Here is a 14,485-nt window from a genome sequence, read left to right on the forward strand (position 1 = left end):
AATAATAGTTTGCTAGTAATAGCAAGAAAAAAATTGTTTTTTATTGAGAAAATTTAACAGATTTTTTATATTCTTTGTTTAATTCTTTTACTGCCCAAAACCATATTAAACAGGTGATTATAAATATAAACATTAAACATACGGAAATAGATTGATAACTTGCAGAAGGTAAAATAATGAAAACTAAGGATTGCAAAAATGCACTTCCTGATTTTCCAAGTTTTGTACCAAGCACGTCAGCAGCAGCTTTTCCTTTTATCTTTATTTCTTTATCTAATGGCACATAAGCCATTTCTTTTGTTGAATCAAATAAAGTATATTTACTTGACTTACTAAGCACGTTTTGAATAGCCCCAATTGTGATAGCAATTAAAGCTGGATCGGTAAGGATAAAGCTTGCTACTATTAAACCAGCAGAGCTTTCAAAATTATTAACAGCAAAAAATAATATACCTGTAGTAAAAACTATTATAGGAGTAATAATAGCTGCTGTAAACCAACCGAGTTTTCTAACTATATTTGAGCCAAGTACAACAAAAAGAATAGTAAACGCCCCCGTATAACTTAAATAATTACCGATAAAAGCAGCATATTCAGTCGGGGTTTTGTATATTTTAGTAGCTGCTGCTTTCCAAGGTCCTTCCACTAAATTTATAGCAATACCATAACAAATAAGTAAAGTTGCAATTAATCTAATATGCCTTGATGAAAGGATCATCTGAAAGCTTTCGGCAATTGTCATGGTTTTTTTCTTTGCCTTAAAACGCAACAATGCCATATGTTCTTTATCTAGCACTTTGTGATTTAATAGCCAAAAAGTTTTAATACCTACTATCCCTAGAATCAATACTATGGTTAATATAATCTGCACGGAAAGAGTATGAAAAGACGCCTGTAGTGAAAATTTTGCGACTACATACTCATTAATATGACTTAAATTTTCTAAAAACTGTCCTGCTAAATAAATCCCTGTTTGGCTAAGTAATCCAAATAAAGGATAAAATCTTTTCGATTCTTCAACAGTAGTTATATTATTTACAAATTGCCAAAAAAGTAGTGCAAAAGCTACATTTGGCCATAATTCAGCTATTATATAAAATAGAGAAAAACTCCATTTCGATAAAAGCAAAATAAACCATTTTAAATTAGGCAGGCTTGCAATTAAATTTTGAGCAGTAGTTGGACTTAAATGTAATATCTCATGATTCGGAAAAATAACATAAGCAAAAAGGGCAAAAAATGCTAAAAATATTGAAATGATCAGATAAAATATATTTTCTGCTTTCATTCTATTAACAAGCTTTACATAAATAGCCGTCATTAAAAAAGCACAAGGCATAACTCCCCAGAATTTTAGAAAGGAAATTGTTTCCGCTCCAATCATCGTAGTGACTATACTATCTTTTAATGCTCTGATTAAATTTTGAATAAATAAAATACAAAACATTAACAAAGTAATGAATAAAAACTTTGAAAGCTCTTGGCGTTTTATTGGCCAAATATAGTCTGAAAATTTATTTATTAACTTGTTGATTTTATGAGGGGAATTATCTAAATTATGACTTGAAAAAGTATGGTTTGAATTATTTTGGTTAATTGTCATTGATTTTGGTCTAACCTAATTGGCTAGAATTATATATTATAGATTTTTTAAACCCACGTCAAGTTAAATTAGATGAATAGTTATTGGTTAAATGTTTATAAGCCGAGAGGAATAAGCTCGGCTAAACTTGTAAGTATAATAAAAAAAGTACTTGGTAAAGTTAAAATAGGACATAGCGGCACTTTAGATGTCGAGGCGGAAGGAGTACTGCCTCTTGCTATAGGTGAAGCTACAAAATTAGTGCAAATGCTGATTGACGCTAAAAAAACCTATATTTTTACTGTAAAATTTGGTAAGCAAACCGATAGCGGTGACTATGCCGGCAAAGTAATAGCTATAACAGATTATATACCATCGAAAGAAAATGCCTATGCTATATGTTCTAAATTTATTGGTACTATAACACAAATCCCCCCTGCTTTTTCTGCTCTTAAAGTTAATGGAGTACGAGCATATAAATTAGCACGAGATGGTAAAGAAGTAGAACTAAAACCACGTAATATAACAATTTATGATCTAAAATGTCTTAATTATGATGAACAAAATGCTACTGCTACCTACTACGCCGAATGCTCAAAAGGTACTTATATAAGGACTTTAGCAGAAGATTTGGCATTGTCCTTGCAAAGTTTAGGATTTGTGATAGAATTACGCCGTACTCAAGTTGGGATATTTAAAGAAGAAAATTCTATTCGAATTGACTCTTTTAATGATATTACCAAACTTTCCCTTGAGGAAAAAAATATAAAGATAGAAGCAATACTGGACGACATCCTGGTTCTTGATGCTAACGACGAGCAAGCACAAAAAATTAAATATGGTCAAAAATGCCTATTTGATTATGATAAAAACGTAGATTTTATGTGGGTTCGCTATAAGGGCGTTCTGCTTACGATTGGTAGCTTAAATAAGAATTGCTTCCATTCTTTACGAGTATTTAATTTAACGCAATAGACTAATAAGGAGAAATTATCGATGTCGATTACACAAGAACGTAAACAAGAATTAATTAAAAATTATGCTATAAATGATAATGATACAGGCTCAAGTGCAGTACAATGTGCTATTTTAACTGAGCGGATCAATAACTTAACTGAGCATTTTAAATCTAACCATAAAGATCATACCTCAAGAAGAGGGTTATTAATCTTAGTCGGACGCCGCCGTAGATTACTTAATTATATAAAGAAAAAAAATGTAAGCGAGTATTTAGATTTAATAAGCAAGCTCGGTATTAGAAAAATTAAGTAAATTCGTATCATCCATACGTGGATACCAAATCGTCATTGCGAGCGAATGAAATGAGCGTGGCAATCTCATGAAAAAGCACAAGACTCCTAAGATTGCCGCATCGAAACTTACAGTTTCTCCTCGCAATGACGCAAAACACTAAAATACAAATTAAGAGATATATATAGATGTTTAATGAGATAATTAAAACAGTTGAATGGGGCGGAAAAACTCTTGAACTTAGTACTGGCAAGATAGCTCGCCAAGCTGATGGAGCAGTTACTGTTAAAATGGGTAATTCTGTCTTACTATGTACAGCAGTAACTGCTGCCAAAGCAAAAGAAGGTATTGGCTTTTTTCCTCTAACAATTAATTATAGAGAAATGGCATATGCTGCTGGTAAAATACCAGGCGGCTTTTTTAAGCGTGAGGGTAAAGCATCAGATCGGGAAGTTTTAGTATCACGTCTGATAGATAGACCGATCAGACCATTATTTCACCCTGCTTTTGTTAATGAAACATTTGTTACCTGCACTGTTCTTTCATATGACCCTGAAACACCAGTTGATATACTTGCTATTATCGGTGCTTCCGCTGCACTTAGCCTTTCACCTGCACCTTATCTAGAAATAGTTGCTGCAAGCAAAGTAGGCTTAATAAACGGGGAATTCTTTTTACACCCAACTCTTGACTTATTAAAGACAAGCCAGCTTGATTTGGTTGTTGCAGGAACAAACGACTCTGTAATGATGGTTGAATCAGAAGCACATTTACTTTCTGAAGAGCAAATGCTTGCTGCTGTAAAATTCGGTTTTGACAGTTTCCAACCAGTAGTAAATATTATTAAAGAACTTGCAGCTGAAGCTAAAAAATCGAAGCTTGAAATGCAAGATTTATATCCTGCTGAATTAAAGAATGAAATCAAAAAATTATTTGCAAAAGAAATTGAGCAAACTTTTGCAATTAAATCTAAACAAGAACGTAGTACTAATTTAGAGCTAATACCTGAAAAAGTACTTAAGCATTTTGCGGATGATATAGAAAGTAAGAAATATAATAATTACCAAATCGAATCCGCTTTAAAATCCGTTGAATCCGATATATTACGTGGTAATATTTTACAAAAAAATAAACGTATCGATGGACGTACTACAACAGATATAAGACAAATTACTTGTGAAGTTGGATTATTACCTTGTGCTCACGGCTCAGCTTTATTTACTAGAGGTGAAACACAGAGCTTAGTAAGTAGTACTTTTGGAACTAGCTTAGATGAACAAATAATCGATAGCCTTGAGGGTGAATATAAAGAACGCTTTATGCTTAATTATATCTTCCCGCCTTACTCCGTTAATGAAGCAATGCCGATGAAAGCTCCAGGAAGACGTGAAGTTGGGCATGGTAAACTCGCTTGGCGTGCTGTTAATCCGGTATTGCCTACTAAAACACAGTTCCCTTATTCTATTAGAGTAGTTGCGGAAACTACCGAATCTAATGGATCTTCTTCAATGGCAACAGTTTGTGGTAGTTCACTTGCTTTAATGTATGCTGGCGTTCCAATAAAAGCACCGGTAGCAGGTATTGCTATGGGGCTTGTTAAGGAGGATGAAAAATTTGCAGTATTATCTGATATTCTTGGCGATGAAGATTATTTCGGCGATATGGACTTTAAGGTTGCAGGTACTAGCGAGGGTATCACCGCATTACAAATGGATATTAAAATACGAGGGGTAAATTTCGAAATAATGAAAATAGCCTTAGAACAGGCACGCCTTGGACGTTTGCATATACTTGAGCAAATGAATAAAGTTATTAGTAAACCAAATAATGAGATGAGCAAAAACGCTCCTTCTACTACTACTTTAAAAGTTGATAAAGATAAGATCAGAGATATTATCGGTCCTGGTGGTAAAGTAATAAAGGAAATTTGTGAAACTAGCGGTGCTAAAATTGATATAAGCGATGATGGCACAGTTTCTATTTATGCTTCAGATAAAGACAAGCTAAAAGTTGCTTTAGACAAAGTTAAAGCTATTGCTATTGAACCTGAAATAGGTGAAGTATTTAACGGCACCGTGATGAAAATATTAGATTCTGGTGCTTTTGTTAATTATTTAGGCAATAAAGATGGTTTTGTCCATATTAGCGAAATTGCCGAAGAAAGAATCGAATCAGTCGGCAGCGTTTTAAAGCAAGGTGATATAGTAAAAGTTAAGCTTATCGGGTTCGATAATAAAGGTAAAGCAAAACTAACTATTAAAAATGCTGAGAAAGATAAATCTTCAGCAAACCCAAAACCAAAAAATAGTCCTAAAGAACATCAAGAACCTGAAAAACGGGATAATGGTAAAAAAAGAGCTTGGAACGAAGATAATAATGCTGAAACAACTGAAGTAGTTACAGAACGTAAGTATTTTTCCTAGTAATATTGTCATCCCGTGGTGGCATTATTGCATGGATCGAAAAGCATCTTTAGTTGTCATGCCGTGGCTTGACCACGGCATCCAGAAAATAATAAAAAATACTAATTTTATTAGTATTTTTAACTGGATTCCGTGAATAAATCATGGGATGACAGGGAAAAATGATCCACGCAAGCAAGCTTTACGCAGGAATGACATAGAAAGACAGGAACAAAACAAAAAGCACTGATTTAGAATTAAATTTTTTACAATGAACCCTATAAACAATTACGAAAATGTTGCTAAAAGAGTAATTTCTAGTGAAGCTAGTGCTTTAAAAAAGCTATCTGAACATATTCCTGAAGACTTCAATAGAATTGTAGAATTTTTACTATCTTTTAAAGGACGGGTAGTTTTAACTGGTATAGGTAAAAGTGGTTATATTGCAAAGAAAATAGCCGCAAGCTTTTCTTCAACTGGTATGCCAGCTTTTTATATACATCCAGCGGAAGCAAGTCACGGAGACCTCGGAATGATTACTAAAGATGATTTAGTAATTATGCTTTCTAATTCTGGTGAAACTAAGGAATTATTTAACATCATTAAATATTGCAAAGATTTTTCTGTAAAAATTGCCGCAATGACAATGAATAAAAATTCTACTTTAGCCGCAAATAGTGATTTCTTACTTATAGTGCCTGAATATTCAGAAGCTTCAATAATTGGAGCTCCTACAGTTTCATCCTTAATAATGTTATCACTTGGCGATGCATTAATGACTGTCATACATGAAGTAAAAGGTTTTACTAAGGATGATTTCAAGTCATATCATCCAGGCGGTAGCATAGGTGCTAATTTAACAGAGATTAAACATTTAATGCGTAGTGGAGATCAAATACCTTTAGTGCATGAAGACACACCTTTTGCTGAAACTATAATTGTTATGAATAAAAAACGCTTAGGTTGTACCTTAGTAATAGATAAAGCTAAGAATTTAGTAGGTGTTATAACAGATGGTGATTTACGTCGTCATATCAATGATCAAATTCATTTAAAAACAGCCTCAGATATTATGACTAAAAATCCTGTATATATTTCATCTGAAATATTTGCAAAAGAAGTTTTAGATTTAATGAAAGCTAAAAATATTACTAATTTACCTATTGTTGATAATAATACCATTATAGGCATTACTCATATACATGATTTATTGCGAGCAGGAGTTAACTAATATATGCCTTCCTCTTATAAACGACGGAAAAAATTTTGGAAATTTACTTATTTCCTAATTATACTTGGAATTTTATATGCAGGATATATATTAGTTAAAAGTAGCTACCCTACCGAAGAAAATAATACTAATATTGTAGAAAAAGCTCCAGAAAAAAACCTTGATTTAAAATATAATATTATATTAAAAGATTCAGTTTTTGAGGGAGTAGATAAGAATTTAAATAGTTATCTAGTCAAAGCTGAGCAAGCTATAAAAGATTCGGATAACAAATATAAATTAGATATAATAAACGGTATATATAACGTAAATAAAAACCAATCAGTTACTGTTTATGCAAAAGAAGGGTTTTTAAACGAAGAATCGCATATATTAGATTTAAAAAATGATGTAAAATTTTATTTTGAAGATATGATATTTGACACTAACGATGCAAGAATTGATTTAATAAATAAAAGTATAATTAGCGATTCTCCTGCTACATTATTTCATAAAAACTCTACTATTACTTCAGATAGTTTTAACACACAAGACGATAATAATATTATAATTTTTAAAGGCAATGTCTACACTACTATTGATCTATCGGACTATTAAACTTGTAATATTCTTTACTATTAGTATCTCAACATATGCTGATGATAAAGATATTTCAAACTTACATATCACATCTGATACTTTAATCATTAATAGAGTTAAACAAAAAGCAGAATACCTTGGAAATGTCGTTGTTTATTTTGATAATGCGATACTTAGAACTGAAGAATTATATATTTTTTATAAAACTATAGATAATAAACAAACCATTGACTATATAGTCGTTCCAACTAAATTGAGTGTTGAGAAAAAAATTAATAATGAGTTATTACTTGCTGATTCAGGGAAATATTTTTTAGATAATAAACAACTCATTTTACTTGGTAATGTTGTATTAGAACGTAATAATAATATTTTAAAAACTAATAAACTTATTTATTATGTGGATATTGTAAATAAAAATAGTAAGAAAATAAATTAAATGGACAGCTTACAAGTTAAAAATATATCAAAATCCTATAAAAAGAGAACCATATTAAGCGATATATCTCTTAATGTCAAACAAGGCGAAATAGTTGGGTTATTTGGTCCAAACGGAGCTGGTAAAACAACTTGTTTTAACATCATTATTGGCTTAATGAAAGCAGATTCGGGACAGTTATTATTAAATGATATTAACATAACTAATTTACCAATTTATTTAAGAGCAAGGCTTGGTATTGGTTATCTTCTTCAAGAACCTTCAATTTTTCGAGGCTTATCGGTTGAAGATAATATTAAAGCTATAATTGAAATATCGGAAAATGATAAAGAAGTAATTGAGCAAAAAACTCATAATTTACTGGAAAAATTTTCTATAATACATTTAAAAGATCTATCAGCTGCTAGCTTATCGGGCGGCGAAAGACGAAGGCTTGAGATTGCAAGATCGCTTGCAATAGAGCCGAAATTTATCATGCTTGATGAACCGCTTGCCGGTATTGATCCCCTAGCTATTTCTGATATCAAAAATCTAATTACTTACTTGCGTGAATTCAATATCGGTATTCTAATTACTGATCATAACGTGCGTGATACTTTAGATATAGTTGACCGAGCATATGTTATTTTCGAGGGGAAAGTGTTATTGGAAGGAAGTAGCAAAGAAATAGCAAATAGCAAAAAAGTTAAAGAGGTTTATTTAGGCGAGAGCTTTAGCCTTTAAGCTATAATGTCATTCTGCGGTTTGTACCTAGGTTGTTGCATGGCTCGAAAAAAGTCCTAGGTGTCATCCCGTGGCTTGTCCACGGGATCCAATAAAAATATACAAATAAAAAAAGCTCGATTTATATCGCTTTATGCTGGATCTAGTTCCCAAGTCACGGGATGACAGGGGTAAAATTGAGCCACGCAATAATACGGGTACAAGCCACAGGATAACACCAAACAATATAATAAGGTCTTCATGAACATTAACAAAGACATTTTTAGGGCTTATGACATAAGAGGTAATAGCCTTACCGATTTAACAGTAGAAGTAGCTTATAAGGTTGGTTTTTGCTTTGCAAAGATGACCATAAAGAATGACAATAACAAAATCTGCGTCGGTATGGATGGGCGGCTTAGCTCCCCTACCCTTTATAAAGCTTTAGAAATAGGTTTAATTGATGCAGGGGCTGAGGTTATAAATATTGGCATTGTCCCAAGTCCGGTTCTATATTTCGCTGATAAAAAATTTACACCAGCTGGTAGTATTATGGTTACTGGTTCACATAACCCTCGTGATGATAACGGCTTTAAAATAATACAACATGGCAAATCTTTTTTTGGCTCTCAAATACAGGATTTATTAGCAGAGATTTTAAATACTGACTTCAATGTCATTCCTGCGAAAGCAGGAATCCAGCTTAATATGAATATGGATTCCCGCTTTCGCGGGAATAACAGAAAAAACGGAAATAACAGTGAGGGCGGAAATGACATACAATCAAAATACCTAAATCGTATTCTAGAAAAAATAATAGTAAATTCCAACCTAAAAGTAGCTTGGGATCCTGGTAATGGAGCAACGGGAAATATTGTTGAGGAGTTAAAAAATCATTTAAATAATGAAAACATAATTATTAATAGTAAGATTGATGGAAACTTTCCAAGTCATCATCCTGACCCTACTAAGGCTGATAATTTACAGGAATTAATTAAACTAATTAAAGAACAAAATTGCGATCTTGGTATAGCTTTTGATGGCGATGGCGATAGAATAGGCATTGTAAGCTCAAGCGGTAAGATGTTATTTGGTGATCAAATCTTATGCATTTTTGCTGAGGATATTTTAAAAGAAAACCCGAATGCTACTATAATACTTGACGTAAAAGCCAGCCAACTCATAGCCGATAGAATCAAATCATATGGCGGACAACCTATAATATGGCGAACTGGTCATCCATTTATTAAAAGTAAAATGGCTGAATCAAAAGCTTTACTAACCGGTGAGATGAGCGGGCATATATTCTTTGCCGATAAATATTTTGGTTTTGATGATGCAATCTATGCGGCATTAAGATTTTTGGATTTACTGACTAGATCAAATAAAACTTTAGACGAAATAATAGATGAGCTACCAAAAAGCTATAGCACACCGGAAATTAAAATTTTTGTTCCTTCTGAATTAAAGCTACAAATTATTGAAGAAATCAAAGAAAAATTACTGCAAGATAAAATAGAATTTAATGATATTGATGGAGTAAGAGTAAACACAGAAGATGGTTGGTGGTTATTGCGTAGCTCCAATACTGAATCTGCAATTATTGCAAGAGCTGAATCAAAAAGTGCTGAAAAATTAGAAGAGCTAAAAACGATGATTAATCAATTATTAAGCAAGTACGGACTTAATATTTAAGTGCCAAAAAAAGAAATAATCATCTTATGCGGTCCTACTGCTAGCGGAAAATCTTATCTAGGTCACGCACTTGCTAAAGCTTGCGACGGGGAAATAATAAATATCGACTCAATGCAGGTTTATAAAGAAATTCCAATTATTACCGCCTCCCCTCCGGAAAGCTATAAAAGCGAAATTCCTTATCATTTATATAACTTCTTGCCTATTACTGAAGATTTTTCGGTAGTAAAATATTTAAAGCTTGCTGCCGAAAAAATAAATCAGGTAACTGCTAGTGGTAAGCTTCCCATATTAATAGGTGGTACGGGATTATATATTAACTCCTTAGTTTTTGGATATAATAATATTCCTGATATATCTGAGGATTTAAGACAGCAAGTAAGAAAGCTACATAATGAAATAGGTAATACAGAGCTACATAATAGGCTTACAAAGCTTGATCCACTAGCTTCATCTAAAATTAATCAATCAGACACTCAAAGACTAATTAGAGCTTATGAAGTAGTACTGCAAACCGGCAAGTCTATTTTCTCTTTCCAAACTTTGCCAAAAGAACAAATTTTATCTGAATTTAATTTTAAAATTATCTTCTTAAACCCTGAGAGAAAATTTTTATATAAAATATGTGATGAACGTTTAGCTAATATATTTAAAGATGGTGCAATAGACGAAATTGCTTTAATCAAAAAACAATTCAATCCTGATTATCTAAATTTAAAAGCTGTAGGTATAAAAGAAATTTTGGCTTATCTAGAAAACAAACTAACTTTGAGTGAAGCTTTAAACTTAGCTCAAACACGAACACGCAGGTATGCTAAAAGGCAAATCACATGGTTTAAACATCAGATAAAAGAAAAAATAACTTTAGACTATTCTAACGAAGAAGATTTTTTACAAGTAACTCGAAAACTTTCTATTCTTATTGACCTGCCAAATAGCAATAAATAATAGACAAGTAGTAAATATTTGAAGTATTTGTAATATTGTACCTAATACCGGTACAAAAGGAACAACCGGCTGCAATAATATCGGCACTCCACTTGAAAACATTACTAATCTTGTAGCATCTTGTACTGAGACTTTATTAAATAATAATTTGAATGCGACGCATACTAATAATATTATAATACTTCTCTCTAAAAAGAATGTTACAAACCAAAATAATATAATAGCTGGCATACCAAGATAAATAAATAAATTTGGTAAATGCATTAAATTATCGGCAAAATATTTTTTTATTATTTCAGGAGTTAAAGTCATCTGACTTTGATCGAATAAACTTGAGTAATTAATGGTACGAGGGAAGCTTTTTTTAGTGTTATCTATTGCAAAATTTATCGTAAGTTTATCTGCCTCAATTACAAATGGTATCTTGCTTTTTTCTCTAATTGAAACCTGATTTTTTGTATCAATGACAGCTACTTTATCATTATTTTTATTATACAAATAAATAGGTTCTTCATCTTTTACAAGAATCCGTGAATTAGCATATTGCATTTCCGGTAATTGATTGATGATATATTCAATATTATCTGTCGTTTTTGTCTGTTTTATTCCGTTAAAGCTGTCTTTCAAGGTTATTAGATAATTTAATATAAAGATACAATAAATTATTGCTGGAATAAAAGACACAATAAATAAATATCTTATTCCATAACCATGATATTTTTGATATACATCTTTATAGAACTCTATAGAGCTAATTGATAGACGTAATTGGCGGAGTAATGTATTCAATCCTCCTAATATATATGATAACAGATACATTATTTTATTAAACTTTTATACATAAACAGCAGTAATATAGCGTATTATTATAGAAAATTGCAAATTTTTAGTGTATTAAAGTCTAATTTATATATAAGTTTATTGATAAAAAATTATTTATTTACTAATATTTATATTTCGATAAACAATATTAATTTTATATGCTACTTCCTGAAATAACTTTAACTTTAACGGCACTTTTAAGCCAATTCTTTGCCGTAATGCTGCAAGGTAAAAATAGAATTGTTGCTAATATAACTATTTTACTTACCATATTAACAATTTTCATTATTCTAAAATATTCTTACTCTGAAAGTGTATTATACCTAGATTATGTAATGTTTACTACTAATGCAAATATTGCTAATTATAAGGCTATCATATTGATATTTACTATAATATCTATGATAATTTACCGAGATTATTCGGTGCGTAGCGGTGAACCACTAAAATTTGAATTTATCACTTTGATATTATTATCTACAGTTGGGATTTTTGTGGCAATTTCAGCACAGAATTTTTTATTACTTTTCTGTGCTATGGAACTTACTGCTCTAACTTCTTATATACTTGCTGGTTTTAAATTGAGCGATATTAAATCATCAGAGGGAGCATTAAAATATTTTATATTAGGCAGTTTAGTTAGCTGCTTATCATTATTCGGTATTTCTTTTATATATGGATTTGGCGGAAGCTTACAATTTTCAGATATATTTTATAAGCTAAATGATAGCTCTTCGGTAAATTTAGGTTTAGTAATTGGTGTAGTATTATTTTTAAGCAGTATTTTCTTTAAGCTTTCAAGTGCCCCATTGCATTTCTGGGCACCAGATGTATATGAGGGATCACCTATTGCTTCGGTTACTTATTTTACAGCAGCTTCAAAAATCGGGGCTGTTGCCATTTTATTAAATATTGAAAATTTAATTATCAAAAACTATCACCCTATTAGCTATAATCTAATAAAAATAATTGCTTTATTATCTATGATATTTGGTGCTCTTGGTGCTATTCGTCAAACTTCCTTAAAAAGATTAATGGCATATAGTACCATTCTAAATATCGGTTATGTATTAATCGGCGTATTGCTGCGTACTGAAGATGGCAATAAAGCTGCTATGCTCTATATGTTGATATATGCAGCAGCAAGTATAGGGTTCTTTACTTGCCTGATTATGTTACTCGGAAACCAAACAGACAAAGCCAATTTTGAAAGCATCCAAGGAATTGCAGAAAACCATAAAGCTATAGCTGCTGCAATTTGTATAATTATGTTTTCTATGATAGGTATCCCGCCGCTTGCTGGCTTTCTTGGAAAATACTACCTCTTTTACCAAGCAATTACCCAAGAAGAGTTTTTGCTTGCTTATTTTGGTATCTTTACTAGCGTCATTGCGGCTTTTTACTATCTTAAAATAATTAAAACGATGTATTTTGCTGAAAAACCTAATCCAACAAAAATACCTATTTCCTATGGGTTATTATTAATTAACTTTGTAGTAATAGGATTTTTACTTTTCGGATCTTTCATTATTTCGTCTTAGGTTTAAATGAATTTAGGTAGATATAAGCTATTTGTTTTTGATGAATTAGATAGCACAAACCTTGAAGCCATTAGAATAGCTAAAAGTAATAAACCTGATAGAGATTATATCATACTTGCTAAATCTCAAACTAAAGGACGTGGTAGAAGCGGTAAAAACTGGCAATCTACTCTCGGCAATTTACATGTTAGTTTACTAATTAAGCCAAATAAAGAGCTTGAATTACTACCACAATTGTCTTTCGTTACAGCCCTTGCGGTTTATGATAGTATGGTACATGTCATACCGTGGCTTGACCACGGGATCCAGAAAATAAACGAGATTCCTATACAAGCACGCGGGATGACGCCCCTAGTTCTTAAAAAAATCCAATTAAAATGGCCAAATGATGTTCTAGTAGGTGGTAAAAAAATATCCGGTATACTTCTTGAATCGGTTAAAGTAGAAGATGCTTATTATCTTATTATCGGTGTTGGTATTAACATAACCTATCACCCAATAAATATCGACCAACCTACCACTAGCTTAGTAGCTGAAGAACTCCCCATTATCACCCCTCAAGCTTTACTTGAAATATTAATAGAAAATTTTGAAAAATATTATCAAATTTGGGAAAAAAATGGCTTTTCATTTATTAGAGGAACATGGCTAAAACATGCTTATAAGTTACATGAAAATATTAGTGTTAAATATCAAAATAACATTGTTACAGGCACTTTTCAAGGTATCGATTCCATAGGTAGAATAATATTGCAACTACCTTCCAAAAAAATACTCTCTTTTTCTACTGCTGAACTTTCCTTTTAGCAAAAATATTACTAAATTTAAATTGTAAATTTAATTATTGTTAATTATTTTTCCGTCATTGCGAGAAGGCATTGCCTGCGTGGATTAGTTATGTCATTCCCGCAGAGTATTGTTGCGTGGATCCAAAAACGCCCTCGGTGTCATCTAGTTGCTTGACCACGGCATCCAAAAAGCAACTTTTAATACTAATAATTTTAGTATTTTAAGCTGGATCCCGCTACAAGCTCGCAGGATGACAGAGGAAAAACTGATCTACGCAAGCAAGCCTCATGCGGGAATGACATTGCGGGCGTTTTTCGATCCACGTGGGTAATATAGCAAAAAGCAATGAGGTTCAGACATTAAATTTGCGAGCAAGATTGCGGAGCGTATATTAAATACGTGAGCACAATCAAGACTCGCTAAATTTGATGTATCAACCTTATTGCTTGAAGCTATACCTCCTCGCAAGACAATAAAAGCTTAAGCCCTTTAATTAAAAAGTAA

The 14,485-nt window shown here is 31.9% G+C and carries 13 protein-coding genes; 11 read left to right on the forward strand and 2 right to left on the reverse strand.

The window, feature by feature from the left end; genetic code table 11:
• Positions 1 to 40: 40 nt before the first annotated feature.
• Positions 41 to 1,603 carry an NTP/NDP exchange transporter Tlc4 gene (tlc4, locus tag RBE_RS04000; protein WP_011477438.1) on the reverse strand — a complete coding sequence of 521 codons (1,563 nt, stop codon included), beginning with the start codon at positions 1,601 to 1,603 and terminating at the stop codon, positions 41 to 43.
• Between the two features lie 72 nt (positions 1,604 to 1,675).
• Between tlc4 and truB the strand changes: the two genes are divergently transcribed.
• From truB to miaA, 9 genes are all read left to right on the forward strand, one after another.
• Complete coding sequence (gene truB, locus RBE_RS04005) at positions 1,676 to 2,557, forward strand: tRNA pseudouridine(55) synthase TruB (RefSeq protein ID WP_011477439.1); 882 nt, start codon at positions 1,676 to 1,678, stop codon at positions 2,555 to 2,557.
• Positions 2,558 to 2,578: 21 nt separating this feature from the next.
• Positions 2,579 to 2,854, forward strand: coding sequence for a 30S ribosomal protein S15 (gene rpsO / locus RBE_RS04010; protein WP_011477440.1), 276 nt, complete (start codon positions 2,579 to 2,581; stop codon positions 2,852 to 2,854).
• A 167-nt stretch (positions 2,855 to 3,021) separates the two neighbouring features.
• Positions 3,022 to 5,256, forward strand: coding sequence for a polyribonucleotide nucleotidyltransferase (pnp, locus tag RBE_RS04015; protein WP_011477441.1), 2,235 nt, complete (start codon positions 3,022 to 3,024; stop codon positions 5,254 to 5,256).
• Positions 5,257 to 5,506: 250 nt separating this feature from the next.
• Positions 5,507 to 6,466, forward strand: a complete 960-nt coding sequence (locus tag RBE_RS04020) for a KpsF/GutQ family sugar-phosphate isomerase (RefSeq protein ID WP_011477442.1) — start codon at positions 5,507 to 5,509, stop codon at positions 6,464 to 6,466.
• A gap of 3 nt (positions 6,467 to 6,469) precedes the next feature.
• Complete coding sequence (gene lptC / locus RBE_RS04025; RefSeq protein ID WP_011477443.1) at positions 6,470 to 7,063, forward strand: LPS export ABC transporter periplasmic protein LptC; 594 nt, start codon at positions 6,470 to 6,472, stop codon at positions 7,061 to 7,063.
• The gene (locus tag RBE_RS04030) at positions 7,029 to 7,484 is read left to right on the forward strand and encodes an LptA/OstA family protein (protein WP_011477444.1); all 456 of its coding nucleotides are present in this window, start codon (positions 7,029 to 7,031) and stop codon (positions 7,482 to 7,484) included. The genes lptC and RBE_RS04030 overlap by 35 nt, the downstream gene beginning before the upstream one ends.
• Entirely contained in the window at positions 7,485 to 8,207 is a 723-nt protein-coding gene (gene lptB / locus RBE_RS04035; protein ID WP_011477445.1) for an LPS export ABC transporter ATP-binding protein, read from the forward strand.
• 240 nt (positions 8,208 to 8,447) lie between these two features.
• Positions 8,448 to 9,881: a phosphomannomutase/phosphoglucomutase gene (locus RBE_RS04040; RefSeq protein WP_011477446.1), complete on the forward strand. Its 1,434-nt coding sequence runs from the start codon at positions 8,448 to 8,450 to the stop codon at positions 9,879 to 9,881.
• Positions 9,882 to 10,829: a tRNA (adenosine(37)-N6)-dimethylallyltransferase MiaA gene (miaA, locus tag RBE_RS04045; protein ID WP_011477447.1), complete on the forward strand. Its 948-nt coding sequence runs from the start codon at positions 9,882 to 9,884 to the stop codon at positions 10,827 to 10,829.
• Here miaA and RBE_RS04050 read toward each other — a convergent pair.
• Positions 10,773 to 11,648 (reverse strand): DUF1189 family protein, encoded by an 876-nt coding sequence (locus RBE_RS04050; protein WP_011477448.1) that lies wholly within the window; start codon positions 11,646 to 11,648, stop codon positions 10,773 to 10,775. The genes miaA and RBE_RS04050 overlap by 57 nt on opposite strands.
• A 161-nt stretch (positions 11,649 to 11,809) precedes the next feature.
• Between RBE_RS04050 and nuoN the strand changes: the two genes are divergently transcribed.
• Both nuoN and RBE_RS04060 read left to right on the forward strand, forming a co-directional pair.
• Complete coding sequence (nuoN, locus tag RBE_RS04055; protein ID WP_011477449.1) at positions 11,810 to 13,192, forward strand: NADH-quinone oxidoreductase subunit NuoN; 1,383 nt, start codon at positions 11,810 to 11,812, stop codon at positions 13,190 to 13,192.
• 6 nt (positions 13,193 to 13,198) lie between these two features.
• Positions 13,199 to 13,999, forward strand: a complete 801-nt coding sequence (locus RBE_RS04060; RefSeq protein WP_011477450.1) for a biotin--[acetyl-CoA-carboxylase] ligase — start codon at positions 13,199 to 13,201, stop codon at positions 13,997 to 13,999.
• Positions 14,000 to 14,485: the final 486 nt, after the last annotated feature.

Source organism: Rickettsia bellii RML369-C (assembly GCF_000012385.1).
In the GTDB taxonomy this organism is placed as follows: domain Bacteria; phylum Pseudomonadota; class Alphaproteobacteria; order Rickettsiales; family Rickettsiaceae; genus Rickettsia; species Rickettsia bellii.

Excerpts from the sequence above, each read along its gene's own strand:
- tlc4 (WP_011477438.1), bottom strand. The coding sequence starts at position 1,603 with ATGACAATTAACCAAAATAATTCAAACCATACTTTTTCAAGTCATAAT.
- truB (WP_011477439.1), top strand. The coding sequence starts at position 1,676 with ATGAATAGTTATTGGTTAAATGTTTATAAGCCGAGAGGAATAAGCTCG.
- rpsO (WP_011477440.1), top strand. The coding sequence starts at position 2,579 with ATGTCGATTACACAAGAACGTAAACAAGAATTAATTAAAAATTATGCT.
- pnp (WP_011477441.1), top strand. The coding sequence starts at position 3,022 with ATGTTTAATGAGATAATTAAAACAGTTGAATGGGGCGGAAAAACTCTT.
- RBE_RS04020 (WP_011477442.1), top strand. The coding sequence starts at position 5,507 with ATGAACCCTATAAACAATTACGAAAATGTTGCTAAAAGAGTAATTTCT.
- lptC (WP_011477443.1), top strand. The coding sequence starts at position 6,470 with ATGCCTTCCTCTTATAAACGACGGAAAAAATTTTGGAAATTTACTTAT.
- RBE_RS04030 (WP_011477444.1), top strand. The coding sequence starts at position 7,029 with ATGTCTACACTACTATTGATCTATCGGACTATTAAACTTGTAATATTC.
- lptB (WP_011477445.1), top strand. The coding sequence starts at position 7,485 with ATGGACAGCTTACAAGTTAAAAATATATCAAAATCCTATAAAAAGAGA.
- RBE_RS04040 (WP_011477446.1), top strand. The coding sequence starts at position 8,448 with ATGAACATTAACAAAGACATTTTTAGGGCTTATGACATAAGAGGTAAT.
- RBE_RS04050 (WP_011477448.1), bottom strand. The coding sequence starts at position 11,648 with ATGTATCTGTTATCATATATATTAGGAGGATTGAATACATTACTCCGC.
- nuoN (WP_011477449.1), top strand. The coding sequence starts at position 11,810 with ATGCTACTTCCTGAAATAACTTTAACTTTAACGGCACTTTTAAGCCAA.
- RBE_RS04060 (WP_011477450.1), top strand. The coding sequence starts at position 13,199 with ATGAATTTAGGTAGATATAAGCTATTTGTTTTTGATGAATTAGATAGC.